At 57.5% G+C, this 26,229-nt stretch carries 31 protein-coding genes and 3 tRNA genes; 18 read left to right on the top strand and 16 right to left on the bottom strand.

Annotation, left to right across the window (positions count from 1 at the left end):
- Nucleotides 1-204 precede the first annotated feature (204 nt).
- Nucleotides 205-333, bottom strand: coding sequence for a hypothetical protein (locus ACIOU6_RS00860; RefSeq protein WP_260455502.1), 129 nt, complete (start codon nt 331-333; stop codon nt 205-207).
- Between the two features lie 160 nt (nt 334-493).
- Between ACIOU6_RS00860 and ACIOU6_RS00855 the strand changes: the two genes are divergently transcribed.
- The 13 genes from ACIOU6_RS00855 to ACIOU6_RS00795 all read left to right on the top strand — a co-directional run bounded on the left by ACIOU6_RS00855 (nt 494) and on the right by ACIOU6_RS00795 (nt 11,491).
- The gene (locus ACIOU6_RS00855; protein ID WP_401133014.1) at nt 494-1,255 is read left to right on the top strand and encodes a carbon-nitrogen hydrolase family protein; all 762 of its coding nucleotides are present in this window, start codon (nt 494-496) and stop codon (nt 1,253-1,255) included.
- Nucleotides 1,252-1,695: a GNAT family N-acetyltransferase gene (locus tag ACIOU6_RS00850; protein ID WP_401133011.1), complete on the top strand. Its 444-nt coding sequence runs from the start codon at nt 1,252-1,254 to the stop codon at nt 1,693-1,695. Before ACIOU6_RS00855 ends, ACIOU6_RS00850 begins: the two co-directional genes overlap by 4 nt.
- A 127-nt stretch (nt 1,696-1,822) precedes the next feature.
- Nucleotides 1,823-2,464 carry a UvrY/SirA/GacA family response regulator transcription factor gene (gene uvrY, locus ACIOU6_RS00845; protein WP_016984198.1) on the top strand — a complete coding sequence of 214 codons (642 nt, stop codon included), beginning with the start codon at nt 1,823-1,825 and terminating at the stop codon, nt 2,462-2,464.
- Between the two features lie 2 nt (nt 2,465-2,466).
- On the top strand, nt 2,467-4,290 hold the full coding sequence (gene uvrC / locus ACIOU6_RS00840; protein ID WP_339495979.1) for an excinuclease ABC subunit UvrC: 1,824 nt from the start codon (nt 2,467-2,469) through the stop codon (nt 4,288-4,290).
- 32 nt (nt 4,291-4,322) lie between these two features.
- Nucleotides 4,323-4,883: a CDP-diacylglycerol--glycerol-3-phosphate 3-phosphatidyltransferase gene (pgsA, locus tag ACIOU6_RS00835; RefSeq protein WP_221729659.1), complete on the top strand. Its 561-nt coding sequence runs from the start codon at nt 4,323-4,325 to the stop codon at nt 4,881-4,883.
- Nucleotides 4,884-4,943: 60 nt separating this feature from the next.
- Nucleotides 4,944-5,019: transfer RNA gene (locus ACIOU6_RS00830), tRNA-Gly, on the top strand.
- A 45-nt stretch (nt 5,020-5,064) separates the two neighbouring features.
- Nucleotides 5,065-5,138, top strand: a tRNA-Cys gene (locus ACIOU6_RS00825).
- A 164-nt stretch (nt 5,139-5,302) separates the two neighbouring features.
- A tRNA-Leu gene (locus tag ACIOU6_RS00820) sits at nt 5,303-5,389 on the top strand.
- Nucleotides 5,390-5,785: 396 nt separating this feature from the next.
- On the top strand, nt 5,786-6,334 hold the full coding sequence (locus ACIOU6_RS00815) for a fimbrial protein (RefSeq protein ID WP_401133007.1): 549 nt from the start codon (nt 5,786-5,788) through the stop codon (nt 6,332-6,334).
- A gap of 92 nt (nt 6,335-6,426) precedes the next feature.
- On the top strand, nt 6,427-7,167 hold the full coding sequence (locus ACIOU6_RS00810; protein ID WP_401133004.1) for a molecular chaperone: 741 nt from the start codon (nt 6,427-6,429) through the stop codon (nt 7,165-7,167).
- 75 nt (nt 7,168-7,242) lie between these two features.
- Nucleotides 7,243-9,747 (top strand): fimbria/pilus outer membrane usher protein, encoded by a 2,505-nt coding sequence (locus ACIOU6_RS00805; protein ID WP_401133002.1) that lies wholly within the window; start codon nt 7,243-7,245, stop codon nt 9,745-9,747.
- Between the two features lie 83 nt (nt 9,748-9,830).
- Nucleotides 9,831-10,265: a hypothetical protein gene (locus tag ACIOU6_RS00800; RefSeq protein ID WP_221729734.1), complete on the top strand. Its 435-nt coding sequence runs from the start codon at nt 9,831-9,833 to the stop codon at nt 10,263-10,265.
- A 161-nt stretch (nt 10,266-10,426) separates the two neighbouring features.
- Entirely contained in the window at nt 10,427-11,491 is a 1,065-nt protein-coding gene (locus ACIOU6_RS00795) for a fimbrial protein (RefSeq protein ID WP_401132999.1), read from the top strand.
- 106 nt (nt 11,492-11,597) lie between these two features.
- On the opposite strand, the gene ACIOU6_RS00790 is transcribed toward ACIOU6_RS00795, so the two are convergent.
- The 9 genes from ACIOU6_RS00790 to ACIOU6_RS00750 form a co-directional block, all read right to left on the bottom strand.
- Nucleotides 11,598-11,882: a hypothetical protein gene (locus tag ACIOU6_RS00790; protein WP_221729736.1), complete on the bottom strand. Its 285-nt coding sequence runs from the start codon at nt 11,880-11,882 to the stop codon at nt 11,598-11,600.
- Between the two features lie 264 nt (nt 11,883-12,146).
- The gene (locus ACIOU6_RS00785) at nt 12,147-12,377 is read right to left on the bottom strand and encodes a hypothetical protein (RefSeq protein ID WP_221729737.1); all 231 of its coding nucleotides are present in this window, start codon (nt 12,375-12,377) and stop codon (nt 12,147-12,149) included.
- Nucleotides 12,378-12,498: 121 nt separating this feature from the next.
- On the bottom strand, nt 12,499-12,729 hold the full coding sequence (locus ACIOU6_RS00780; RefSeq protein ID WP_221729738.1) for a hypothetical protein: 231 nt from the start codon (nt 12,727-12,729) through the stop codon (nt 12,499-12,501).
- 71 nt (nt 12,730-12,800) lie between these two features.
- Nucleotides 12,801-14,438, bottom strand: coding sequence for an ABC-F family ATP-binding cassette domain-containing protein (locus tag ACIOU6_RS00775; RefSeq protein WP_401132994.1), 1,638 nt, complete (start codon nt 14,436-14,438; stop codon nt 12,801-12,803).
- 145 nt (nt 14,439-14,583) lie between these two features.
- Nucleotides 14,584-15,621 (bottom strand): DNA topoisomerase IB, encoded by a 1,038-nt coding sequence (locus ACIOU6_RS00770; protein WP_401132991.1) that lies wholly within the window; start codon nt 15,619-15,621, stop codon nt 14,584-14,586.
- Nucleotides 15,622-15,691: 70 nt separating this feature from the next.
- Nucleotides 15,692-16,771: a molybdenum ABC transporter ATP-binding protein gene (modC, locus tag ACIOU6_RS00765; protein ID WP_401132988.1), complete on the bottom strand. Its 1,080-nt coding sequence runs from the start codon at nt 16,769-16,771 to the stop codon at nt 15,692-15,694.
- A 3-nt stretch (nt 16,772-16,774) separates the two neighbouring features.
- Entirely contained in the window at nt 16,775-17,455 is a 681-nt protein-coding gene (gene modB, locus ACIOU6_RS00760; protein ID WP_221729741.1) for a molybdate ABC transporter permease subunit, read from the bottom strand.
- Entirely contained in the window at nt 17,456-18,223 is a 768-nt protein-coding gene (gene modA / locus ACIOU6_RS00755; RefSeq protein WP_401132985.1) for a molybdate ABC transporter substrate-binding protein, read from the bottom strand.
- A gap of 155 nt (nt 18,224-18,378) precedes the next feature.
- Nucleotides 18,379-19,443 carry an NAD(P)H-dependent flavin oxidoreductase gene (locus ACIOU6_RS00750; protein ID WP_401132982.1) on the bottom strand — a complete coding sequence of 355 codons (1,065 nt, stop codon included), beginning with the start codon at nt 19,441-19,443 and terminating at the stop codon, nt 18,379-18,381.
- 216 nt (nt 19,444-19,659) lie between these two features.
- Here ACIOU6_RS00750 and ACIOU6_RS00745 point away from each other — a divergent pair, with 216 nt between their 5' ends.
- Complete coding sequence (locus ACIOU6_RS00745; protein ID WP_221729744.1) at nt 19,660-20,643, top strand: MDR family oxidoreductase; 984 nt, start codon at nt 19,660-19,662, stop codon at nt 20,641-20,643.
- Nucleotides 20,644-20,705: 62 nt separating this feature from the next.
- Complete coding sequence (locus tag ACIOU6_RS00740) at nt 20,706-21,164, top strand: GyrI-like domain-containing protein (protein WP_339539381.1); 459 nt, start codon at nt 20,706-20,708, stop codon at nt 21,162-21,164.
- Here the strand turns inward: ACIOU6_RS00740 and ada are convergent.
- From ada to ACIOU6_RS00720, 4 genes are all read right to left on the bottom strand, one after another.
- Nucleotides 21,161-22,228, bottom strand: a complete 1,068-nt coding sequence (gene ada / locus ACIOU6_RS00735) for a bifunctional DNA-binding transcriptional regulator/O6-methylguanine-DNA methyltransferase Ada (protein ID WP_339465902.1) — start codon at nt 22,226-22,228, stop codon at nt 21,161-21,163. The two genes, ACIOU6_RS00740 and ada, sit on opposite strands and share 4 nt — an antisense overlap.
- Before the next feature lie 86 nt (nt 22,229-22,314).
- Nucleotides 22,315-22,980 carry a DNA oxidative demethylase AlkB gene (gene alkB / locus ACIOU6_RS00730; protein WP_401132978.1) on the bottom strand — a complete coding sequence of 222 codons (666 nt, stop codon included), beginning with the start codon at nt 22,978-22,980 and terminating at the stop codon, nt 22,315-22,317.
- A 49-nt stretch (nt 22,981-23,029) separates the two neighbouring features.
- Nucleotides 23,030-23,203, bottom strand: coding sequence for a hypothetical protein (locus ACIOU6_RS00725; protein ID WP_221729748.1), 174 nt, complete (start codon nt 23,201-23,203; stop codon nt 23,030-23,032).
- 28 nt (nt 23,204-23,231) lie between these two features.
- Entirely contained in the window at nt 23,232-23,534 is a 303-nt protein-coding gene (locus ACIOU6_RS00720) for a DUF1883 domain-containing protein (protein WP_007946189.1), read from the bottom strand.
- Nucleotides 23,535-23,744: 210 nt separating this feature from the next.
- On the opposite strand from ACIOU6_RS00720, the gene ACIOU6_RS00715 reads away from it, so the two are divergent.
- Entirely contained in the window at nt 23,745-24,101 is a 357-nt protein-coding gene (locus tag ACIOU6_RS00715) for a hypothetical protein (protein ID WP_401132975.1), read from the top strand.
- Nucleotides 24,102-24,172: 71 nt separating this feature from the next.
- Complete coding sequence (locus tag ACIOU6_RS00710) at nt 24,173-24,403, top strand: hypothetical protein (RefSeq protein ID WP_150602362.1); 231 nt, start codon at nt 24,173-24,175, stop codon at nt 24,401-24,403.
- Between the two features lie 3 nt (nt 24,404-24,406).
- Here ACIOU6_RS00710 and ACIOU6_RS00705 read toward each other — a convergent pair whose 3' ends face one another.
- Complete coding sequence (locus ACIOU6_RS00705; protein WP_221729750.1) at nt 24,407-24,694, bottom strand: hypothetical protein; 288 nt, start codon at nt 24,692-24,694, stop codon at nt 24,407-24,409.
- A gap of 132 nt (nt 24,695-24,826) precedes the next feature.
- Nucleotides 24,827-25,012: a hypothetical protein gene (locus tag ACIOU6_RS00700; RefSeq protein WP_221729751.1), complete on the bottom strand. Its 186-nt coding sequence runs from the start codon at nt 25,010-25,012 to the stop codon at nt 24,827-24,829.
- A gap of 257 nt (nt 25,013-25,269) precedes the next feature.
- Here ACIOU6_RS00700 and galU point away from each other — a divergent pair, with 257 nt between their 5' ends.
- Nucleotides 25,270-26,109, top strand: a complete 840-nt coding sequence (gene galU, locus ACIOU6_RS00695; RefSeq protein ID WP_105345983.1) for a UTP--glucose-1-phosphate uridylyltransferase GalU — start codon at nt 25,270-25,272, stop codon at nt 26,107-26,109.
- Nucleotides 26,110-26,229 lie beyond the last annotated feature (120 nt).

The raw sequence follows: 26,229 nt of genomic DNA, 5'->3' as shown, positions 1-26,229 counted from the left end.
TCCCGATCGGAGGCTGGTAAATCGCCAGGCGCTAAAGCTGTCGTAACGGTAATAAGTGGCGTAGTTCATTTCGTGAATCCTCAAGGTGTCTGGTGTGTTGCTGAAAAAATTTGGGCCTGAAAAAACAAAACCCCCGGTCGGGAGGCCGACCGGGGGTTGAGAAATCTCTGGTAGGCGACCCGTTTTCATGGGCGCCGGTGGGTATCAGGCGCGCCAGTGGCTAAACCAATACCCAAAATAAAAGCTGACCGAAGCGCAAACGTCTTTCGCCTGGGCAGCCGCAACCGAGCGCAGGGCGCTGGCGGTACGAAGCTGTGAGAGGGCGTTGAACATGGTTTGTCTCCGATGAATGCGCCGAGCTTACTAGAGGCCGATGCGCCACATCAATCAGAAAATGCTATCGCATCACCCACAAAACGCCTATTGCTTGAGTGCTGCAAGGGTTGTGACACACTCAGCGCTTTGCCTGATGATCAAGGAAGAATGACGAATCATGTCGATACTCACCATTGCTGCCGCCCAGATAACGTCGATTAAGGTGGATCTTGGCGCAAACATTGCCCGTCACATGCGTTTTATCGAGGCCGCGGCGGAGCAGGGCGTCGAGTTGCTGGTGTGTCCTGAATTATCGCTGACCGGCTATGAAGGGGAAAAGGCTGCTGCGTTGGCCATTGACCCGCAAGACTCTGTGCTCGAGCCTTTACGGTATTTGGCCCGAAAGCTCGGCGTCACGACTGTCGTCGGTATGCCGATACGCCTGGAAGGGCGTTCGGCGGTCTTGATCGGTGCGCTGGTCCTCGGTGCCGATGGCTCGCTTGAGGTGTACAGCAAACAACATCTGCACCCTGGTGAGGAGATTGTCTTTGCTACCGGCCAGGGAGGGCCGGCCTTGAGCATCGGCAACGATACGGTTGCGCTGGCGGTCTGCGCTGACTTCTCTCATGCCAGTCATGCCGCAGTGGCCGCTGATCGAGGCGCGGATCTTTACGCTGCGGGTGTCTTGATCAGTGAGAAAGGTTATGTAGCAGACACCGCGCTGCTTGAAGGTTATGCCCGGCAGCACAAGATGGCTGTGTTGATGGCTAACCACGGTGGCCTCACCGGCGGATGGCAGTCGGCAGGGTGCAGCGCGATCTGGTCTGAGGAGGGTTCGCTGATTGTCTCGGCGCCGGGGGCGGGTGATCTTCTGGTGGTAGCCTGTCGCGATGCAGGTGAGTGGCGGGGTCAGGTCGTTGCCATTTCGGAGGCTCAATGACATTCCAGCTCAGGTGTGCGACTTCAGAGAACCTGGCGTTTTCGCGAAATCTCACTTGTCAGAACATGCTGCGCTATTACATTCACCATGACCTGTTGTGGCAGGACGAAGCGTTTGACGTGGCCTGGTCGGGGCGCGAGAACTGGCTGATATTGGTGGCTGATACACCTGCAGGATTTTTCAGCCTCAGCCGGGATGCGCGGGCCCTGTATATTCGCGAATTGCAAATTGCTGAAGCCTTTCAGGGGAAGGGCGCGGGTTCCTGGGCAATTGATCAGGTTATTGGCATGGCCTGTAAAGAAAAGCTTCCGGCTTTGCGCCTGACCGTGTTTGAAAATAATCCAGCGAAAAATTTGTATCAGAGAAAAGGGCTGCGAGTACAAGGCGAAGACGAGTGTTTTCTGCGCATGCAGTTGGATATCAGTACACCTGTGCTCTGAAACCCACGGCCGGCAAGCCTTCTATGATGAATTGAAACTTTTTTAATGATGCTTGCCGCTAGGTCTGTCGGGCACTTTTTGCTAAGGTGTCGGGCATCCCAATAAGACCATATCGCGAGGTGTCTGCTTGATTAGGGTGCTAGTGGTCGATGACCATGATCTCGTTCGTACAGGCATTACACGAATGCTGGCCGATATTGATGGCCTGCAGGTGGTTGGCCAAGCCGAGTCCGGGGAAGAATCCCTGATCAAGGCCCGAGAGTTGAAGCCCGATGTGGTTCTGATGGACGTCAAGATGCCTGGCATCGGCGGCCTGGAAGCCACGCGCAAACTGCTGCGCAGTCATCCTGACATCAAGGTGGTCGCGGTTACGGTGTGTGAAGAGGATCCTTTTCCTACACGATTGTTGCAGGCTGGCGCTGCGGGTTATCTGACCAAGGGCGCGGGGCTGCCGGAAATGGTGCAGGCCATTCGCCTGGTTTTTGCCGGCCAGCGCTATATCAGCCCGCAAATTGCACAGCAATTGGCGATCAAATCCTTTCAGCCGTCCAATGATTCGCCTTTCGACGCCTTGTCCGAACGCGAGATTCAGATTGCGTTGATGATTGTCGGCTGTCAGAAAGTACAGATCATTTCCGACAAATTGTGTCTGTCGCCGAAAACCGTGAACACCTATCGCTATCGCATTTTCGAGAAGCTTTCGATCAGCAGCGATGTCGAGTTGACGCTGTTGGCGGTTCGTCACGGCATGGTCGATGCCAGCCTCTGACCATGACTGAAACATTCGATTCCGGCGCCTTCCTGTCGACCGTCAGTGGGCGCCCCGGCGTCTATCGCATGTTCGACAGCGATGCGCGTCTGCTCTACGTAGGCAAGGCCAAGAACCTCAAGAAACGTCTGGCGAGCTACTTTCGCAAAACGGGTCTGGCGCCAAAAACGGCTGCGCTGGTCGGGCGTATTGCTCAGGTCGAAACGACCATCACCGCCAACGAAACTGAAGCGCTGTTGCTTGAGCAGACCCTGATCAAGGAGTGGCGGCCGCCGTACAACATCCTGTTGCGCGACGACAAATCCTATCCTTATGTCTTTCTGTCTGACGGACAGTTCCCGCGTCTGAGCATCCATCGCGGGGCAAAAAAGGCCAAGGGCAAGTATTTCGGTCCTTATCCGAGTGCTGGTGCGATACGCGAAAGTCTGAGCTTGCTGCAAAAGACGTTTTTTGTTCGTCAATGTGAAGACAGTTACTACAAGAACCGCACCCGGCCGTGTCTGCAATATCAGATCAAGCGCTGCAAGGCGCCGTGTGTCGGGCTGGTTGAGCCTGATGTCTATGCCCAAGACGTGCGTCACTCGGTGATGTTTCTTGAAGGGCGTAGTCATGCGCTGACCAATGAGCTGTCTGCGGCGATGGAGGAGGCTGCGATCAATCTCGAATTCGAGCGTGCTGCCGAGTTGCGTGATCAGATCGCTTTGCTGCGCCGGGTTCAGGATCAGCAGAGCATGGAAGGCGGTACAGGGGATATCGATGTCATCGCCGCCTTCGTCAACCCGGGCGGCGCTTGCGTGCATTTGATCAGTGTCCGTGGCGGACGCGTGTTAGGCAGCAAGAATTTCTTCCCGCAAGTAGGGATCGAAGAAGACGTTTCTGAAGTGATGGCAGCGTTTCTCGGGCAATACTTCATCAGTAGCCCGGAGCGCGATTTGCCGAGCGAACTGATTGTGAACGTGGTGCACGACGACTTTCCGACGCTGATCGAGGCGATTCATGGATTGCGTGGCCGCGAATTGGCCATCAGCCATAGGGTGCGTGGTACCCGAGCGCGCTGGCAGCAACTGGCCGTTACCAACGCAGAGCAGGCGTTGGGCGCGCGTCTGGCCAATCGTCAACATACGGCAGCGCGTTTTGAAGCGCTGGCGCAAGTGTTGAACCTCGATGAGCCTCCGCAGCGCCTGGAGTGCTACGACATCAGTCATTCCAGCGGTGAGGCAACGGTCGCCTCCTGTGTGGTCTTTGGCCCGGAAGGCGCGATCAAATCGGATTACCGCCGCTACAACATTGAAGGCGTCACGGCGGGTGACGACTATGCCGCCATGCACCAGGCCTTGACGCGACGCTTCAGCAAACTCAAGGACGGCGAGGGCAAGCTGCCGGACATCTTGTTGGTCGACGGTGGTAAAGGCCAGTTATCGATGGCCCGTGACGTCCTCAATGAGTTGGCCGTGCCGGACCTGATTTTGCTTGGTGTTGCCAAAGGCGCAACTCGCAAGGCTGGTTTCGAAACGTTGTATCTGAATGATGCAGCGCACGAGTTCACTCTACGCGGCGACTCGCCGGCGCTGCACCTGATTCAGCAAATCCGCGATGAGGCCCACCGTTTCGCAATTACCGGACACCGAGCTCGCCGCGGCAAAACCCGCCGCACATCAACGCTGGAAGGTGTTGCCGGAGTAGGGCCGACCCGGCGTCGCGACTTATTGAAACATTTTGGTGGATTGCAGGAGCTGTCTCGTGCAAGCATCGAAGAGATCGCCAAAGCCCCGGGGATCAGTAAAAAGCTCGCAGAGTCGATTTATGCAAACCTGCATAGCGAGTAGAATGCCCCTTCACCTCGTAGCCAGTTGTGCCGATGAATATCCCTAATCTGATTACCGTTTTACGCGTCCTGCTTATCCCGATCTTTATTTTGCTGTTTTATCTGCCTTACGAATGGAGTTACATGGCCTCCGCCTCGGTGTTTGCCTTCGCGGCAGCGACGGACTGGCTGGATGGTTACCTGGCCCGCCGCTTGGAACAAAGCACTCCGTTCGGAGCGTTCCTGGATCCGGTTGCGGACAAGCTAATGGTGGCAGTGGCTCTGGTGCTGTTGGTGCAAGAACATGGCAATCTGTGGCTCACGCTGCCGGCCGCCGTGATCATCGGTCGCGAGATTGTCGTTTCTGCTCTGCGTGAGTGGATGGCCGAACTCGGTGCTCGCGCTCATGTCGCAGTTTCGAACCTGGGCAAATGGAAAACCGCCGCGCAAATGCTGGCGCTGGTAATCCTGCTGGCCAATCCCAAGGACTTCAGCTTCTGGGTCATTCTGGGTTACGTCTTGCTGTTGGTGTCCGCAGGCTTGACGCTGTGGTCGATGATTCAATACCTTCGTGCCGCCTGGCCACACCTGAAGACGGATGTTGAAAAGAAATAAAACTTTTTTGAATCAAGGGGTTGACGAAGCTTCTTAATTCTATAGAATGCGCATCACCAAGCGGGAATAGCTCAGTTGGTAGAGCACGACCTTGCCAAGGTCGGGGTCGCGAGTTCGAGTCTCGTTTCCCGCTCCAATTTGTACGTGTTTGTTGTTGTGCTACTCACAGCAAATACTTTGAGGCCGAGTAGCAAAATGGTTATGCAGTGGATTGCAAATCCACCTACGCCGGTTCGATTCCGACCTCGGCCTCCACTATAAACAAGCTCCGTAGATCCATGATTTACGGAGCTTTTTTATTTGCACTCCGCGGCAAAATTTAGTCTTGAATTTCGCGTTTGCGAACTTGCTTCACCGGGGGGTGATGTATATATTTCCCCCTCTGCTGTACGAGCAGAGATAAGCTACACCGCGCTACCGCCCGAATGGCGAAATTGGTAGACGCATGGGACTTAAAATCCCCCGCTCGTAAGGGCGTGCCGGTTCGATTCCGGCTTCGGGCACCATGAATATCAAGGGCTTGCATAAGATTTCTCATGCGGGCCCTTTTCGTTTGCGCTCCACAATTTGAAGTCTGCTCCGCGCTTTGCCTGCTCGGGGTGACGTTCGCCCCGCCCATTCCCCGATGTAATCCTCCTCATCGCCAAGGCGATATGCCCAAGCTATAGCTTGCGCTGCTCCCTGCGCAGTTTCGTATCCTAAGTCGCCTCGCAAAAACTCAGGGATGACGCCGCTGGGAATATTCCTACAAGCGCGCGGAAACGTCCTACATCAGCATCCTCCCCGTGTCTCGATAATTGCCCCAGACGAAACGCCCTGACCCGACGCCGGGCAGGCTCCGTCGATCCGTCTGAAGGCCGAGAGAAGGCTTGCAGACACTTCTAAATTATTTGGATGTGATCATGAAAAAGTTTGCCCTCAAAGGTTTGACTCTCGCTCTGGTTCTCGGTGCAGCCTCGCAAGCAGCAATGGCGGCTGATGGTGAAATCAACTTCATTGGCAGCGTGACCGATAACACTTGCCCGGTTGTGGTCGACGACCTTAACGGTTCTGGCGGTGCGGGTGATGTTGGTCTTGGTAGCGTGCCGGCGACTGCGCTGGCCTCGGCTGGTCAAGTGGCAGGCGGTGGCGCCTTTACGCTGACCATCGACACCACGGCACCTGGCTGCAACGTGACCGGCAAAAAAGCGGTGGTCAAGTTCCTGTCCCTGAGCGGTAACGCGGGTGCCAGCGGCCAATGGATCGGTCTGGTTCCAGAGGCGGGCGTTGCTACCAACGTTGCGGTGCAGATCAAGGATGCCTCCGGCAAGGACCTGCAACTGGGTCTGGAGTCGTCTCCTTACCTGGATCTGACTCAGCCGCTGCGCTTCACCGCCAACTACATCGCTACCGGCGTCGCGACCTCGGGTCCGGCCAATGCCAAAGCTGCGTTTACCGTCGACTACCAGTAAGTTCAGTCGATGCACAGCCAGTGGCGCTGCGCTCTGGCTGTCCTTCCCCTCGCTATGGCCGCGATGGTCATAGCGACAAGAGGATGATCGAAATGAAAATTCTTGTTTCCCCTTTCAAAATCACAGCGGTACTGACCCTGTTGTTGAGCAGCATGCTGCTCAGTGGCGTCAGCCAGGCCGGTGTGATGCTCGGTGGCACGCGAATCGTGTTTGACGGCAACAAGCGTGATGCCTCGATCACTGTCAGCAACACGACACCGCAACCTTACGCGGTGCAAACCTGGATCAACACCGAAGCGGACGACAACACCACGGCCACACCGTTTGTAGCGACGCCGCCGCTGTTCCGTCTAGACCCTCGCAAAGAGCAAATGGTCAGGATTCAGAAGGTCCCTGGCGAGCTGCCGAAAGATCGCGAATCGGTGTTTTATTTCAACGCCCAGGAAATTCCAGTCGCTGGCAAGGCTGACGAAAACACCCTCAAAATCGCCATGCGTACTCGGATCAAGTTGTTCTATCGCCCAGCCGACCTCAAGGGTAATCCGCTGGACGCCCTTGATCGTCTGCGCTGGAGCCTGACGCAAGAGCAGGGCAAGCCTGTGCTGTTGGTTGAAAACCCTTCGGCGTTCCATGTCTCGTTTATCGGTGTGAAAGTCGCTGCGGGTACACATTTCGTCGAAGTGAACGAACCGAAAATGGTCGCGCCGATGAGTAGTCAACGCTATCCACTGCCGGGTTTCAGTGGTCGCAGTGGTGAGGTGGTGTTCTCTGCGATTAACGATTACGGCGGTTACAGCCCACCTCAGACAGTGACCCTGACCAGCGCCCCATAACGCTCTCATCCTTTTCCTTGCGAATGTGTCTGCACGCTGCCTAGGCCGCGTGGCGGCAGCGTATTGAGTATTGTCATGCGAACCGATGCCCTGAATCTTGACTGTCCGTCCGTGCCTTTTACCCCGCTGCGGTTGTCCGTCGCCATCCTGGCGGCGTTGGTGAGCGGGTTGGTGCACGCTGATGAGCCGGCGAAATTTGACTCCAGCTTCATGCAGTCATTGGGTGGCTCCCATGCCGGTCCTAACCTTGATCTGGATGCCGTCGCCAACAGCGGCAGCATTGGGCCGGGCACGTATCCGGTGGTCGTTCGCTTGAATCAGAGCTTTTTCGACCGACGTGACATCACCTTCGCCAAGGATGAGCAGAGCGCTGAAGTGCGCGCGTGTCTGACGGCCGGTTTTTTGACCGAGCTTGGGGTCAAACTGGACGCCTTCCAGACCCCGGGAAAAGAGTTGGGCGAATGCATCGACCTGGCAGCGCTGATCGAAGGCGCCTCGGTGAGTTTCGATGCCAACCGCCTGGCGTTGGACATCAGCGTGCCTCAGATTGCCTTGCGCCGCGATGCCGCTGGTTATGTTGCGCCGCAGGAATGGGATCGCGGGATCACTGCCGGGCTGCTCAACTATCAGTTCTCGGCTGCGCAGACGCAAAGTGACGCCCGTGGCAACAGCAACCAATACAACCTCTACGCCAACGGTGGTTTTAACCTGGGGGACTGGCGCTTTCGTTCCAGCTCCTCATTCCGTCAGGATCAGGACGGCGGGCGTGATTGGCAGCGCAGCAACACCTACGCGCAGCGTGATCTGACCGGGATCAAGGGCACGCTGACGCTGGGCGAGAGTTTTACGCCCGGTGATGTGTTCGACAGCATCCCGTTCCGCGGGGCGCAAGTGGCCTCCGACATGGGCATGCTGCCTGACTCAATGCAAGGGTACGCGCCGATCATTCGCGGCATCGCCGAAACCCAGGCCAAGGTCGAAGTCCGTCAGAACGGCTACTCGCTCTACACCACTTATGTGGCACCGGGGGCTTTCGAGATCGATGACCTCAATGCGGCGTCGGGCAGTGGTGATCTTGAAATCGTCATCACCGAAGCCGATGGGCGCGAGCGGCGTTTCACTCAACCCTATGCCACGCTGGCCAACATGCTGCGGGAAAAGACTTGGCGCTACAGCCTGACCGCCGGTGAATATAACGCGGTGGATGGCGGACAGCGTCCGGCGTTTGCACAGGCCTCACTGGCTTACGGCTTGCCATTTGATCTGACGTTATATGGTGGCCTGTTGGGCGCCGATTTCTATCGCGCCGGGGTGGTGGGTGTAGGCAAGAGCTTGGGCAGCCTGGGCGCAGTGTCGCTGGATGTCACCCAGGCGCAAACCGATGTGCCACGTGATGTCGACGGCCCGGTAGGCAAACAAAAAGGCCAGAGTTTTGGCGTGCGTTACGGCAAAGCATTCGAGAGCGGAACTTCGGTGCGTTTCGCCGGCTATCGTTACTCCACGGAAGGCTATCGCGACTTTGATGAGGCGGTGAATCTTCAGGAGCCTAACGACTTCAACAACATCTCCAAGCGCAGTAAGGTCGAAGCCAGCGTTAACCAAGCGCTGGACAGCTACGGATCGTTCTACCTGAACATGAGCCAGCAGAACTACTGGGGAACCTCGCGTCAGGACAAACAGATGCAGGTGGGCTTCAACACCCAGCAAAGAGGGGTGACCTACGGCGTCTACGCCAGCAAAACCCTGAGCGACAACTTCGGCCAGAACAATCAGGTGGTGTTCACCGTCTCCATGCCGATCGGCAATACCCGCAGCACCGGCACGTATACCGTGACCCGCAACAATGACGGCAGCCTGGATCAACGGGCCGGCCTGAGTGGACGAGACGGCGAGGTCACTTACAACGTCAACGCCAACCGTTCGGACAGCGCCGGCAATAACGGTTCGGCCCTTGTCGGCTATCGGGCGCCGTTTGCGCAGTTGGGCGCAGGCGTCAGCGTTGGCAGTGGTTACCGGCAGACGTCGGTCAGTGCCGCAGGCTCGGTTTTGGCTCACCGCGATGGCCTGGAATTCGGCCAGACCCTGGGCGAGACCGTGGCTTTGGTCGAGGTCAAGGACACGCCAAACGTAGGTGTGCTGAATGCCCCCGGTACGCTGACCAACAAGAAAGGCTATGCCTTGGTGCCTTATGTCACGCCCTACCGGAAAAACCGTGTTGCTGTGGACACGGGCGAGCTCGATAACAGCGTCGATATTGCCGAAGGCGTGACCAACGTAGTCCCAAGACGAGGCGCAGTGGTCAAGGCCACCTTCGCGGCCAGCCGTTCGGAAAAAGTATTGCTCAACGTTCGGTTGGGAGACGGCTCGCTTTTGCCTTTCGGCACCAGTGTTGTCGATGACAAAGGTGTCAGTGCTGGCGTCGTTGGTCAGGCCGGACAGGTTCTGCTGTCGGTGGGAGAGAGCAAGACCTACAGCATGAAGTGGGGGGGAAAGGCGTCGCAAGCTTGCCAGATTCAACTGGATATCAGTCAGGCACCGGTGGTCGACGGTTATCGTGTGATGGAGGCGATATGCAAGTGAAGACGATGCTTGGGAAGTTTCCTACATCTGCAAGCCTCAAGCCTGAGTAGCTTGAGCGCACTTCAATCTTCGAGTATTTGCCGATGGTTAATGTGTGCTTTTCCAGCAAGTCTTTCAGAGTATTGGTTGCCGATCCGCAGAGCGAGCAGCGCTCACTGATTGAAAAAGACCTGAATGTTTTTGGTTATTACCGGATCGCCACTGCCAGCTCTTTCCGTGACCTGGTGACGCTCACCCATTACAGCCCTGATCCTGGCGAGCGCTTCGACCTGCTGATCGTCAACGCCAATCTGATCACTGCGGCGGGTATCAACGCCCGGGATTTTTGTCTGAATAACCCGCGTCTACGCCATGCCCTGATTTATGAGCCGGAGCGACAACAACGCTGGTCAAAAACCTTTACTGAGCGTCCGCGCCAGCAGGTCCGCCTGATCCGTACGATCGACCGTGCCGAGTTGATGGATTTTCTTCTGGCGATTGATCCCGCTTTCGAAGCTGACGGCTCCCTGTTCGACTGAGCGTCGGGAAATTTCCTACAGGCTCACGGGATTAGAGCTACAGGCCATAGACCTTTCGTTAACGATAATTCTGCGCTCTAAAGGCGTTTACGCCAGTCACTGAACAATGTGCAGGTTGATGCCCGGAAGGGCGGTGAGGTACACCCTCAAGGACTTAAACCATGAAGATTCAATCACGACTCCTTGGCTGTATTTTGGTGGTTGCCCTGATGTCCGCTGCGGCACCGGCCATGGCCGCATGCACTTGGCTTTCCGGGAACAACACGCCCAAACAATTAACGCTTGCCGCCGGTACAGTGTTCGCCCCAAGGGATGTGCCAGTCGGTACCACGCTCAACACTACATCGACGGCGCGTCAGCTCAATTTCGGTGACACGCTCAGTTGCTACGTCTCAGGCACCTACAACACCGCGCTGATCGGGCCTGTGGCAACGAATGTCCCCGTGGATGTGCTGAATGTTCCGAGCAATGCACTCTTGCAGACAAACGTACCCGGCATTGGACTCGCCATCTACATGACGGGCTTTGCCGCGTCCTGGCAGCCACCGGTGGGCAATCCCAACCGATTCATTCCGTTCAACATGAGCCGCTCCGCCCCGAGTACGGCAACCATGACTCAGGCCATGATGCGATACGCCCTGATCAAAACAGGCGAAATCGCTCCCGGTACCCATACCATCAACCAACTGGTGGCCACTGGCACTTCAGACATGGGGCATATGTTCGACCTGAGCTTCACCGCTACGGTAACGCTCGCCGGTTGCACGTTGCCAGCAGCCCCCGGCAACCAGATCGACGTTCCTATGGGGAACTGGGAAAAACGCGTATTCAACGGTAAAAACTCCACCACTGATGCGCAGTCCTTTGCCATCACCCTTAACTCTTGCATCGCGGGCAGTAATTACCCGGTCAACGGTGCAAACGCATACTTCACCGGTAATTTTGCCAATATCCAGATCGACGGTAACAAGACATCGACCATCATCGATGCGGCCAACGGCATTTTGAGTCTGTCTAGCGATTCAACGGCTCAAGGCGTGGCGATTCAAGTATTACGGGATAACGGCACACCCATGAATCTGGGGCAGCCGGTACAGCTTAATCGCGTGGTAAACGGTACGACGACGGTGCCGCTGAAGGCGCGATATATCCAGATCGCCGAGGGGGCTACGCCCACGCCGGGCAGCGCAAACGGCTATGCAAGTTTTTCGGTTACTTACCGTTAATCCAAGGGCTATTCGTTGGCGGTGAGGGCAAAGCAAAAACTCACTTCTTTATAAACACCGCAAAAAAACGGGCTGATATTTATCAGCCCGTTTTCTTTGTGCAGCTCTAAACGAATGCCTGCCCGGCAAATCCGCGAGGCAATCGCTGAAGTCCGGCTATCGCTGTCAGACGCTCAATCCATTCCGCGCGCCAGTTTGCTGCGCCGTGGGAGGCTTTTGCTTGGCGGGCAGTGCGTCGAGCCGCATTGCGGTGGTCTTTTCTGGCCTGTTTGTAGGCATCGGTATTACGGCAACTACGGCACTTCACTCGATTGAGTTCTCGACTCGCAGTGAGATGTTTACCTTTATGACCGCAGGCCAGATGCCCGTCGACGTTGAAGTGGATAACCATGAGCCGTCTCCTTCGTGACATGTACAGCTTATGACAGCCCACAGCCGCTGCCGTTCGGTGACTGCAGCAGCAGACAAAAAAACACCCGCATGCGGGCGGGTGAGAGAGGTATGTACTAAAGGAGTGATTTCACTCTAAGCGCACTGATGTGATGGCTATGTGAAAAGTAAGCGCGAGCGCCGCAGGCCCGTAAATACCGGACAGGCGAAAACCCGGTGAGGCGTGTGCCACCGCTGATAAGGCCCGAAACAATGACTGCTGGCGTTATTTGAATCGAGGCAGTGGCCGATCGATTGGCTTGAGCGCCGACAGCGTGTTGCGAATCAGCGGCGCGTCCTTTTCGATATCGTTCAGGCGATCACGGATGCGCAGCGCGGTCGGGTGTCCGCCTTGGTGATCGACCCAGTCGGCGATCTCTTTGCAAGCCGCTGCGAGGCGTGCTTGCCGGGCGTCGAGCAGGGTGAGGAGGGTGGTGATGGACTCTTTTTCGGACATGAAACACCTCCGTTCTATGAAACCGCTGAGCGGCAGCAAAAAGCCCGCGAGTTGCGAGCTTTCTGCCATTGGGGCGCTGCTCCTTCAGCAGATTTCAGTATAGACCCGCATTTGATCAGCATCAGGCCGAAGACTGCCGGGCCGGTATGGGCGAACTGACTGCATTGAGCCGTTTGCATTCGCGCCGTGCGTCCTCCTCGGCGTCGTAGCCATCACCGATGAAGCCGCCTGTGCGCGTATCGCAGATGCGAAACCAGCCCAAGGCTTGGGCTGGATCATGCTGGCTGTCTTCGGCGCGTCGACCGTGAATGATGATCTTGTTGCAGCGCTTCACGACGAAAATGTCTTCCATGGCGTCACCGCAGCTGATTCGTGTCATATCAACTATAGAAGGCCTTGGCCATCGTGCAAAAAATAGACAGTTCAGCTCGTCGGTTGCCAGCGCCAGCCTGTGGGCTCCCAGGTCAGCCAATGGGTGGGGTTTAACGCTCGGAGAAACGCTTGGTCGTGGGAAATCGCGACAATTGAGCCGGGAAAGGTCTTTAAGGCTTGTTCGAAGGCTTCTACGCAGGACAGGTCGAGATGGTTGGTTGGCTCATCGAGCAGCAGCAATTGCGCGGGCGTCTGGCGCCACAGTGCCAATGCAAGGGCCGCTTTCAGGCGCTCACCGCCACTGAGTGAGGCACAGGGGCGGGTGACACACTGCGCGTTCAATTGCAGGTGCGCCAGGTAGCTGCGCAAGGTGCCCTCGTCCAAGGGGGTTCGCTGCGCTTTGAGCTGTTCAACAATGCTCATGCGATTATCCAGCTGCGTTAGGTGTTGATCGAGGAAGGCGCAAGGCACGTGGGTGGTGCAGTCACCGAATTCAGGCGTTAACTCACCGGCGAGCATTTTCAGCAGGGTGGATTTGCCACACCCGTTTGGACCACTGACGGCAACGCGCATCGGCCCGTGGAGGCTCAGGTTCAGCCAGGTTGAAGGCGCATCGACCGGTAGCCACGGCAAGCAGGCCTCGATGAGTGTGCAGGTCTGGCGAGTGCTCGGAACAGCGCTCCCCGGCAAATGGATCAGAACACCGTCGTCGGGCGCAACGTTTGTGTAGGCGTCACGCACTCTGGTATCCAGTTCGGATTTACGTAACTGATGACCGACCCGTACGCGTCCCATGATTTCCCTCGCAGCCGCCTTCGCCGCGCTTCGCTCGAAGCTCGCCATGTTGGCAGTTTGCGCATGTCGGCGGCTGCCAGCGGCATGACGCTGAATCGTGTCGTGCTCATGCCGCAGCCGAGAACGCTCGCGCTGGCGTTCGTTTCGAGCTTGATCAAGCTGTGCTTGCGCGGCGGCTTGATGCACTCGACGCTGCTCGGAATACGCTGAATAGTTGCCGCTGAAGGTTGTCACACCGACTGGTGTGACTTCGACGATTCGCCGCATCTGCTCGAGTAATTGCCGGTCATGGCTGACGACAATCAAGCCACCGCGCCAGCGTTCGAGTTCAAGCATCAGCCATTGCCGGCCCGCGTGGTCGAGATGATTGGTCGGTTCGTCCAGCACCAACAATTGCGCCTGACTCAACAGCGCGCCGATCAGCGCGATCCGGGCTTGCTGGCCACCGCTGAGATTGTCAGTCAGATCGTACGTGCCGATGTTGGGCAGCCCGGCCTCATCAAGTCGCTGACGCAAGCGCTCCGGCAGATCCCACCCTTCGCCGATGAGGTCAAAATCCTCGGCACTGGCGCTGCCCTGTTCGAGTCGCACCAATGCTGCGAGTGCTCGTGCTGTGCCCGTAGCATCGGCAATAGTCTGACCGGGCATGGAAGTGAAGGCTTGAGGGACGTAGCGCACCGAAACTGAACGCGTCACGCTGCCGGCGGTAGGCTCTAGCTGCCCGGTAATCAGCCGCGCGAGCACGCTTTTGCCGACACCGTTGCGCCCGACGACAGCGGTCGGCAGATGATCGAATTGCAAATTCAGTGCGTTAAAAATCATCTCGCCATTGGCGAACTGAAAATTCAGTTGGTTCAGGGAGACGAGTGCAGACGTACGCGAGACGTGAGCCATCGGCACCTCCAAAAAATGTCGTGAAAACTGACAAACGCCGAGAACGGCGTGCCGCGCTTACATTTTTAGAAGGCCAGGTTGTTCACGTCTGCGGTCGTCCTGAGAAATGGAAAGGTCGATAGCCTAGATGACGCTGCCCAGTCGATCAAGTTGCGTGCGTCATATCGCCCATTCGTTCGAGAAACATCGCCAACGCTACTTCCTCGGTTCGCAAGCCCTTGCGCACGCGTGGGCGCGGCAGCTCAGCGAGGGCGCCGAGCATGAACTTTTCCACCACAGCGGGATGGATGTAACACTTGCGGCACACCGCCGGGGTGTTGCCCAACTGTTTGGCGACGCCTTTCACCATTTCAACGACATGCCGTTTCGCTTCCGTTTCTGACTCCCATTGCAGCTCGCGTAACACCGCCAATGCCAAGGCACTGCCGGCCCAGGTGCGGTAGTCCTTGGCGGTGAAATCGGCGCCGGTCAGGGTTTGCAGGTAAGCGTTGACGTCGGAAGAACTCACGGTGTGCCGTTCGCCTTGCTCATCCAGATACTGAAACAGGTTTTGCCCGGGAATCTCCAGGCAGCGCTTGATGACGCGTGCCAAGCGTCGGTCCTTGACGGTGATCTGGTGTTCGATGCCGCTCTTGCCGCGAAACTGGAACAGGATCGCGCTGCCGTTGACCTCGACATGCCGACTGCGCAGGGTGGTCAAACCGTAAGAACGATTGTCCCGGGCGTATTGCGTATTTCCGACCCGGATCAACGTTGCGTCGAGCAACGTGATCACGGTGGCCATGACCTTGTCGCGGCAGAAGCCGGGCGCGGCCAACAGCGCTTCCAGTTGTTTGCGCAGTTTTGGCAGCGCCAGGCCGAACTCGCGCAGCCGCGAGTACTTGTCGGCATCGCGTACTTCACGCCAGCGCGGGTGATAGCGGTATTGCTTGCGACCCCGGGCATCACGACCGGTAGCTTGCAAATGGCCGCGCGGGTCAGGGCAGATCCACACATCGGTATAGGCTGGCGGCACGGCGAGGGCGTTGAGGCGCTTGATCTCATCGGAATCGGTGATGCGCTGGCCCGAGGGCTCGAAGTAGCTGAACTTGGCGCGCAGTTTTTTGCGGGTGATGCCGGGCTGCGTGTCGTCGACGTAATGCAGGTCGCAGGGCAGAGCGTCGGTCAACGCGGTATCGGGCATGGCAGCTTCCTTGGGGGCGTAGCGGTCGGTAAAACGATTGACCGCGCACTGAAGCCGTCGTGCCAATGATTTACGCGAGTACGGCGACCGCTTTGATCTGCGCCCAAAGCTGCTGGCCCGGATGCACGCCCAATTGATCCCGGGAAAATCGCGTAATGCGCGCCACTAACGCAGTGCCCCCAGCGTCGAGACGGATCAGCACATGGGCGGTGTTGTCTGCCGCCAGTTCGCTGACCACCGTCACCGGCAGCCGATTGAGAATGCTGCTGAACTCGCTGTTTTGCAGGGCCAGGCTGATGTCGCGCGCGTGAACCTTGCAGCGCAGGGCTTGGCCGACGGCCATTGGTGCGTGTGCTACGCGAATGCTCATATCGGTCGCCGGCAATTGCAGGCTGAGCAACTGATATTGCGCATCGTAGGCGCTGACCAGCCCTTCAATGATCACGCCTGCGTCATCGCCCATCGCCATCGGCAAGTCCAGGCGAGCGAGCGTTTCCCCGATCGGGCCGCTGGCCAATGCCTTGCCGTCGCTGAGCAATACCAAGTGATCGGCCAGGCGCGCAACCTCGTCCTGCGCATGGCTGACGTACAGCACCGGAATATCCAGTTCGTCGTGCAGACGTTGCAGGTAGGGCAGGATTTCGCTTTTGCGTTGGCTGTCGAGCGCGGCGAGTGGTTCGTCCATCAGCAGCAGTTTCGGACTGGTCAGCAGCGCACGGGCGATACCGACGCGCTGGCGTTCGCCGCCCGACAAATGCTGCGGGTGACGCCCAAGCAAGTGGCCGATACCCAGCAGTTCGGTGGCTTGTGCCATGTCGACCCGGCGTGCGGATTTGGCGATGCGCTTGAGACCAAATTGCAGATTGGCCTGCACCGACAGATGTGGAAACAGGCTGGCCTCTTGAAACACATAACCCAGTGCGCGCTTGTGCGGCGGGACGAAAATGCCGTTGTCGCTGTCGTGCCAGACTTCGTCGTTGATGCGGATGAAGCCTTGCTCAGCACGCTCCAGCCCGGCGATGCAGCGCAGGCAGGTGGTTTTGCCCGAGCCGGAATGACCGTACAGCGCGGTGACGCCGCGCCCCGGCAAATGCAGGTCGACGTCCAGATTGAAGCCGGGATAAGCGACTTTCAGGCGTGCATCAATCATCTATCAGCTCCAGCCAGCGCGGGTTTTGCGGCTGGAATAGAGCGCCAGCAACACCAGAAACGAGAACACCAGCATCGCGCCGGCCAGCCAGTGGGCCTGGGCGTATTCCATCGCTTCGACGTGGTCGTAGATTTGCACCGAGACCACGCGGGTCTTGTCGGGGATGTTGCCGCCAATCATCAGCACGACGCCGAATTCACCGACGGTATGCGCGAAGCCAAGGATCGCCGCGGTGATAAAACCCGGGCGGGCCAGCGGCACAATCACGCTGAAAAAAGTGTCCCACGGGTTGGCGCGCAAGGTCGCGGCCACTTCCAGCGGGCGAATGCCGATGGCGGAGAACGCGTTGTGCAACGGTTGCACCACGAACGGCATTGAGTAGATCACCGAACCGACCACCAGTCCGGTGAAACTGAACGTCAGAGTGCCGAGCCCTAGCCACTGGGTGAACTGGCCGACAACACCGTGCGGCCCCATCAGCAACAGTAGATAGAAGCCGATAACGGTCGGCGGCAGCACGAGGGGCAGGGCGACGATCGCTCCGATCGGGCCGCGCAGCCACGAACGGGTGCGCGACAACCACAGAGCAATCGGAGTGCCGACAACCAGCAGGATCGCGGTGGTCAGGGACGCCAGTTTCAGGGTCAGCCAGATCGCCGCGAAGTCGGCACTCGAGAGCGACATTTAGAGCTGATAACCGTACGACTTGATGATCGCTGCGGCTTTCGGACCTTTGAGGTATTCAATCAGGGCTTCGGCTGCCACGTTGTTTTTGCCTTTGTTCAAGATCACGGCGTCCTGTTTGATCGGGTCATGCATGCTGGCCGGAACAATCCATGCCGAACCGTTGCTGACTTTGCCGTCCTTGTAGATCTGCGACAGCGCAACGAAGCCCAGTTCGGCATTGCCCGTTGAGACAAACTGGTAAGCCTGAGTAATGTTCTGGCCTTCAACGATCTTGGCCTGGGTGGCTTCGCTCAGTTTCAACTTTGCCAGCACTTGCGTAGCGGCGAGGCCATAGGGTGCAGTTTTGGGATTGGCGATGGACAGATGCTGGTATTCGTTGTTCTTCAGCACATCACCTTTGGCGTCGACATAACCTTCTTTGGCCGACCACAGCGCGAGTGTGCCGATGGCATAAGTGAAGCGCGAACCCTTGACGATTTCCCCTTCATTTTCAAGTTTTTCCGGTGTGGTGTCGTCCGCCGAGAGGAACACTTGGAACGGCGCGCCGTTCTTGATCTGAGTGTAGAGCTGGCCTGTAGCGCCGTAGGCTGCGACCAGTTTGTGCCCGGTGTCTTTTTCGAAGTCGGCGGCAATGGCCTTGATCGGCGCGGTGAAGTTGGCTGCAACCGCAACCTGCACTTCATCTGCGTGAACTGCGCCGATGGCGAATATCGAGAGCAAAGTGGCCAGGCAGGCAGGGGCAAAACGTGAGGCGCGAGTGGTCATGTAACAGCTCCGTTGTAGGCGTGTGCAAAGGGCAGCTATTGCGCCGATCCAATGTGTGGAAACGCTATATAGCGAAATATATAGCGAAATGCCGCCAAACGGGAAGTGCAGGTGAAAATCAGGGTGAAGACTGGTGTTCATCACCCTGTTCGTCTTCACCGACGAGTCAGTTTGGCCAATGCCCCTTCGGCCAGTTGCCGAGTCAGTTCGGCACTGCTGACGTCCTGACCCAAAGTGAAAGCCTGACCGGCCCAGAGGTTGGCAAACTGCGCCTCATCTTTGGCCCGCAGTGGCATCAGTGCACCACCGGCCAACGGAAAGGCTGGCGCTGTGGGCGACATCGGCCCCAGTTCACGCATGACGCGGTTGAGGATGCCGCGGGCCGGGCGCCCGGTAAAAATGTTGGTGACGGCGGTTTCGCTTTCTTTGGCGGTGCGCAGAGCCCTGTGATGCGCGGCGCTGACTTTCGCTTCCGGGGTAAACAGGTACGCGGTGCCCACCTGAACCGCAGATGCGCCCAGCATAAACGCCGCCGCAACGCCACGAGCATCGGCGATCGCACCGGCGGTAATCACCGGCACACTCACCGCATCGACCACCTGCGGCACCAGGGCGAACGTGCCGACCTGGCTGTTCAAATCTTCGCTGAGAAACATCCCGCGATGGCCGCCGGCTTCGTAGCCCATGGCGATGATCGCGTCACAACCGTTCTGCTCCAGCCAGATGGCTTCATCGACGGTGGTGGCCGAAGACAGAATTTTCGCTCCGGTGGCCTTCACCCGATCCAGCAAGGACTTCTCCGGCAGGCCAAAGTGGAAACTCACCACCTCAGGCCGGAACTCCTCCAGCACTTCGCAGGCTGCCGCATCGAACGGCGCCCGGTTGGACACCGGTGTTGGCGCATCGAAGTCGACGTCCAGTTCGCGGTAGTACGGCTTCAGTTGGTTCTTCCAGTCGCGAGCGCGTTGTTCATCGGCAGCGGGTGGCTGGTGGCAGAAAAAATTCACGTTGAAAGGCTTGTCGGTGTGCTGGCGAATCGTTTTCAGCTCTTCACGCAATTGCTCAATGCTCAGCATTGCCGCTGGCATCGAGCCAAGGCCACCGGCGTTGCACACGGCGATCACCATGGATGAATTCGTGGCGCCGGCCATCGGGCCTTGAATGACCGGCAATTCAATGCCGAGCAGATCGATAATGCGGGTATCTGGCCATTGACTCATGTGAGCGGTTCTCCGAACGATGAAACGGGCAAGCCCGGTTTTTTAACAGCAAAACCGGGCTTAGGGCCACTCTGAAATTCAGAACATTGCGTATCGCAGTCGCTCAGCTCGGGTGACGACCGATTCGCGAATTGGCAGAAAGTCGTGTGTGGCAACGCAGCACGATGTGGTATTTGAAAGGTACGACCACCTGAAATCCACCCATGAGAGGCCATCATGTTCAACGGTATTCTGATTGACAAAGACGACAGCGGTTATCGCGCCAACCTGCAGCAGATCAACGAAGAGCAATTGCCCGAAGGCGATGTGACAGTAAACGTTGCTTACAGCACGCTCAATTTCAAGGACGGGCTGGCGATCACCGGCAACGGCCCGGTGGTGCGCAAGTTTCCGATGGTGCCGGGTATCGATCTGGCAGGCACGGTCGAATTCAGTTCGCACCCGGACTATAAAGTTGGCGATCAGGTACTGCTCAATGGCTGGGGTGTGGGCGAGGGCCATTGGGGCGGACTGGCGCAGAAAGCGCGACTCAAGGGTGACTGGCTGATTCCGTTGCCCAAAGCCTTTAGCGCCTCGCAAGCCATGGCCATTGGCACGGCGGGTTACACGGCAATGTTGTGCATTATGGCGCTGGAGCGTAATGGCGTGACGCCGCAGCAGGGCGAGGTTCTGGTCACCGGCGCTAATGGTGGCGTTGGCAGTTTTGCTATCGCGTTGCTGAGCAAGCTCGGTTATCAGGTGGTGGCGTCTACGGGCCGGGCGTTCGAGCACGAATATCTGCAGCAGTTGGGCGCCCGCGAAATCATCGACCGTGCAACCCTGTCCGAGCCGGGCAAACCGTTGGCCAAGGAGCGTTGGGCGGGGGTGATCGACTCGGTCGGCAGCCACACATTGGCCAACGCCTGCGCCAGCACGCGCGCAGAAGGCACCGTCGCCGCCTGCGGGCTGGCTCAGGGCATGGATTTTCCAGCCTCGGTGGCACCGTTCATTTTGCGTGGTGTCACTCTGGCCGGAGTCAACAGTGTGACCCAGCCCAAAGCGCGGCGACTGGAAGCATGGGATCGCCTGTCCAAGGATCTGGACTTTGCCTTGCTGCCCTTGATCAGTCATGAAATCGCATTGAGCGAAGTCATCGATGCAGCGCCAAAACTGCTGGCCGGACAACTTCGCGGGCGGGTTGTGGTTGACGTCAACCGATGACAAAGTAAGCGCCATCGCGGTTCTGTGGGGCCGCATTTCTAATAAAGGGAGTGGCAATTTCGATGGATCTAAAAAAGCAATACGTCGATCAGTTTCTGGTCTCTGGCTTGCGTGTGCGCACCGAAAACGCCGCAGAGACTAGTGCCGAGACCGCGAAAATTGGCCCGATGTGGGGGCAGTTTCAGGGCGGGAATTTGGCGACAGTCATTCCGGGCAAGCCAACCACCTCTCCGGTTTATGGGGTGTATTCGGGTTACGAGTCTGATGCTTCGGGCAAGTTTGATGTCACTGCCGGCGTCGCCGTGGAGCAGCCGGCGAGAGATTTTGAAACCGTCCGGATAGAGGGGGGGGAGTATCTGGTTTTCGAGGGGCAGGGTTCGTTACCTGATGCGGTCATTGCTGCATGGGGGCGGGTCTGGGCTTATTTCGAAGCCAATCCGCAGATCCAGCGTCGATTCGCCACCGATTTCGAGGCCTATACCAGCCCCGAATCAGTATCGATTTACATCGGACTCCGCTAAGGCTGCGTTTCGCGTTCAAGCAATTGTCGTTTGCGTTCGACACCCCAGCGATAGCCTGAAAGATTGCCATCGCTGCGCACCACGCGGTGGCAGGGGATCGCCACTGCCAAGCGGTTGGCGCCGCATGCTTGAGCCACGGCACGCATCGAGGTTGGCGCGCCGATGCGCTGGGCAATGTCGGCGTAACTGGCAGTGCTGCCAAGCGGGATTTCCCGTAGCGCCTGCCACACCCGTTCCTGAAACGCCGTGCCCCGCACATCCAGCGGCAGATCCAGGCCTATAGCCGGAGCCTCGATAAAGCCTACGACTTTGGCGATCAGTTGTTCAAATCCGCAATCCGCGCCAATCAGGTTCGCCTTGCGGAACTGATCCTGTAAATCACACACCAGTTGGTGAGGATCGTCGCCCAACAGAATCGCGCAGACGCCGCGCTCGCTTTGCGCCACCAGAATCGCGCCGAGCGAGCATTGGCCCACGGCGAAGCGAATGTCGTTGTTCTGCCCGGCGGCGCGGTAGTCGCCGGGTTTCATGCCTAATACCTGATCGGCTGACTCATAGAAGCGACTGTTGGAGTTGAAACCTGCGTCGTACAGCGCATCGGTCACCGAGTCGCCGTCCGCCAAGCGTTGGCGCACTTTGCGCGAGCGGTGAGCAGTCGCGTAACCCTTGGGTGTCAGACCCGTTGCCGCTTTGAAGACGCGATGAAAATGAAACGGGCTCAACCCAGCCGTTTCAGCAAGCACGTTGAGCGATGGCAGCGTTTCGGCGGTTTCAATCTGGCGACAGGCCAATGCCACAGTCGTCGCATGCTGCGCGGCCACGTCGCTTTGATCCTTGCTGGCGCGTTTACTCGGCCGATATCCCGCCGCCTCGGCTTGTTCGGCCGTGGCGAAAAACTCGACATTCTGGGGTTTCGGCAACCGTGCAAGGCTGCTGGGACGGCAGTAGATGCCGGTGGTTTTCACCGCATAGACAAACTCTCCGTCCGCCCGTGGGTCCCGCGCTACGACTGCGGCCCAGCGTGGATCGTTTTCGACGTTGATCGTGCTCGAAAGCGTTTTCATGGTGGTTAATCCATTGACCTGTTTGATTCAGGTTACCCGGCGACGCTGGACGTAACACTCCGGGCCTTGCGGTCAAATCTTGCAGCTTATCCAGCAACACGAAAAGTCAGATTGACCCGTTGTTCACCCAGCCGTGAATGCCGACCCTCTTTGATCGGCAATACCCCGTGAAAACGCAAACGATCGACGCCGCCCCAGATCACCATATCGCCGTGCAGCAAAGGAATCCGTTGGCACTTGTCACTGCGCGCGAATCCGCCAAACAGAAACATTGCCGGCAACCCTAGCGACAACGAAACGATCGGCGCCGCGTAGGCGTTTTCGTCTTTGTCCTGATGCAATGACATCTTGGCACCGGGGACATATCGGTTGATCAGGCAGGAATCCGCCTTGAAGTCGGAAAACCCGGCGTCCAGCGCCGCCGAATGCGCCAGATTGGCAAACACTGCCGGCATCTGCGGCCAGGGCAATCCGTTAAGCGGATCGACACGCGAGTAACGATAGCCACCGCGATCGGTGATCCAGCCCAGCTCCCCACAACTGCTGGTGCCCACGGACATGTTGAAACCGCCCGGCGTGAGCATGTGCCGGAGCGGGGCGGCGGTAAGGATGGCATCCAGCGCCGGCAACAATTGCTCAATAAGCGGCAGAGCAAACCCACGCAGCAGCCACGATTGCTCGCCAATCTGTTCGGCGCGGGGTTGCTGCTCAGGTTCGTCATCGGCGAACAGATCAAAATTGCTCGGTTGCATGCGGGTCACAAGGTGTCGTGGACGCTAGCGGTCGAAATCAGGCGAAAGGTTACAGCGCTTTGCTGACGGCGATATCGCTGATCACGTCAGTCTGGTCGTGAATTGCACTCAGCGCAGCCTTGGCTTCTTGCTCTGTACCGTTTTCCAGTTGGGCGAACTCGAAGCGCCGCTCACCGTTGAGTTTGTACTTGATGACGTATTTGGTCGTTTGGGCCACGGTCATGCTTACCTTTGTGAGTGTTAGGGGCGTCTCAGCTGAGTTTGGTGCTGGAGCGACGGATGATCTTGATCGAGTGAGTCAGCGTCGGCTTGCGGGTAACGCTGATTGGGCGACGGTTGACGGTGTCGATGGTGATGTTCCAGAAACCGGTGCTCGGCGCCGTGATGCGTGCCGGGAAGGTGTCGAAAGCGCCGCCGTGATAGGTGTGGCGACCGCCATTTTTAAAGCTGCGGAAGTTGGCATCGTTCATCAGACGGATGTTGCAGGTTTGCGAGCATTGGATGACGACGATGTCGTCTTCGTTGAGGTGCTCGCGCTGGTGAATGAATTTCATGGGCGCCTCCAGAAGGGCTTTTTCTACTAAATCAAAACGATAGCTTGTAATTGCGCGCAGTTTATCAGCCCGCACGGGTTATTATCTGGCCGTCGGGCGTTGGTTTGACAATTTTGAACACATATTCGTGATTGGATGCGGGTTAAATGCAAGAGACCTCGGAGAAAAACGGCATTTATGCTGTCGGACGGTCTTTAACGGAGGTTTTGTATGAAGTGGGGTGTGGTGTGTCTGCCGTTGGTTTTAGCTGTAGGTGGTTGCGCAAATGTTTCCGAAATCAATGAAACACTGCCGACCATGAGCGTGATCTCCGGCAAGAAGCCCCATGAGTACGCTCAATGCCTGGCCGAAAAACTGGCTGATAGCCGTGGCGCGCTGCAAGTGCAGGCGCACAAGGACGGGGTTCGAGTCATTGTTCCCGGGAAACTGTCCACGGGTGCGGCCGCCGTGTTTGACATCGAAGATCGCTCCGGCGGCAGCAGTATCAAGCTGCACGAGCGCATGTCCAATGTGCCGGTGCGCCCGCGGGATGTGCGTAACGCTGCCAACGCGTGCATTTCCGGCTGATAGACTACGGGTCATCAGTATCAATGCCGTCACAGTCATGCTGTGACGGCATTTTCATTTATGGAGTTGCGATGAAGCGAGAGCAAGTACGAGAACGCCACGCAGAGGGCCTGATCTCTGCCACCCATGTAATTCAGAATCCGGCGAATTCTGGCGAGTGGATCGTGTTTTTCAAGAAAAGCGCCGGGCGCAGTTATTTCCTGGTGGACGATAACGACGAAGTCGAGTCTTTCAATCGGCTCGACGATCTGATCGAAGTCGTACGCGGACTCGGGATCAAGTTCGCCGAAATCCACATGTAAGGTCTATTTGCAGACCACTACCACGCTGCGGTTTTTGTAGTTGCCGACATCGACACCCAATGTCTTGTCGCTTTCCTTCGAAGCTGGCGTACCGTCCGTGCCGACGATGCGATACCCGGTGCCCGCACAGGAGGCGTCGGCCTTTTCATAGCAAGTGGCCCAGGAATTGGCTTCGCCGGAGCACTCGATGGTCAGGCCCTGTTCGCCGTTGTTCAAGTAGGTGGTTTGGGAGGTGGCACAACCGGCCAGGGCCAGTACCGCAATCAGTGGCAAAAATCTGTTCAGGTTCATATTTGTCGTCTTTAACGAGGGGGACTAGACGCTCTGACAGCGCCGGTATGAAAAGGTTATAGCGATAGGCCACTTGTTTGCAGGCGAGCATAAAAAAGCCCTGCGCAACGGCAGGGCTCGGAGTGGAGTCGATCAGTCCTGATCTTTGCCACGGCGCTTCGCCGATGCGGGAGTGTCCGTGAACACCGACGCTACATCAGTTGCCAGTTGTTCACTGTCGAAAGGCCCTGCGATGTGTTCGCCATTGGTGGTGGTCAGATTCCACTTGCCGTCTTTCTTGTCGATCACGTACCCATTGATGATTTTTACCGCGGTCATCTATCTGTCTCGTTCGCTGGTTCAAAGGCGCCATGATACCGGCAAATGCTCGCATTGGGGGGCGATGAGCGTATGGTGATTCGGCTTGTCGGCATCTTTGAGCTACGCTGATCTCGCTACGCAAGATGCCGATGGAACTATCGGCGAGAATATTTCTCTATGATGGCATCGGTTAGCCAGTGCGGGGCATTGTAAGGTGCACGCCGCCTGATTAGACTGCGCCGAAACTCGTACACACAGCCCTTTCAAGGACTTATATGATCAAGAAATGCTTGTTCCCAGCAGCCGGTTACGGTACTCGCTTCCTGCCAGCGACTAAAGCCATGCCTAAAGAAATGCTGCCGGTGGTAAACAAGCCACTGATCCAGTACGGCGTTGAAGAAGCTCTGGACGCTGGCCTGACGGAAATCTCGATCGTTACTGGTCGTGGCAAGCGCGCTCTGGAAGACCACTTCGACATCAGTTACGAACTGGAAAACCAGATCAAAGGCACCGACAAGGAAAAATATCTGGTCGGCATCCGCAAATTGCTGGACGAGTGCTCGTTCTCCTACACTCGTCAGACCGAAATGAAAGGTCTGGGCCACGCGATCCTCACCGGTCGCCCGCTGATCGGCGACGAACCGTTTGCCGTGGTGCTGGCGGACGACCTGTGTGTCAACCTTGAAGGCGATGGTGTACTGACCCAGATGGTCAAGCTGTACAAGCAGTTCCGCTGCTCGATCGTGGCCATCCAGGAAGTCGATCCGCAAGAAACCAACAAGTACGGCGTGATCTCCGGCGAGATGATTCGCGACGACATCTACCGCGTTCACAGCATGGTCGAGAAGCCAAAGCCGGAAGACGCTCCGTCGAACCTGGCGATCATCGGTCGCTACATCCTGACTCCGGACATCTTCGACCTGATCGAGCAAACCGAGCCAGGCAAGGGTGGCGAAATTCAGATCACCGATGCTTTGATGAAACAAGCCCAGAACGGCTGCGTAATGGCCTACAAGTTCAAAGGCAAGCGTTTCGACTGCGGTGGCGCTGAAGGCTACATCGACGCGACGAACTTCTGCTTTGAAAACTTCTACAAAACTGGCAAGGCTTACTGATAGCGTTTGATCGGTCTGTACGAAAAAGCCACCTTCGGGTGGCTTTTTCATTTTGCGCCCTTATATCGATGGCAATGCTTGCCCAATGGGTGTCTACGGGTATGCTGATTGCCAGCCGAG

Origin of the sequence: Pseudomonas sp. NPDC087615, from assembly GCF_044743445.1 — a bacterium.
Lineage (GTDB): Bacteria > Pseudomonadota > Gammaproteobacteria > Pseudomonadales > Pseudomonadaceae > Aquipseudomonas > Aquipseudomonas baetica_A.
The sequence above is the reverse complement of the archived record's forward strand: the minus strand, read 5'-3'. Positions and strand labels throughout refer to the sequence as shown.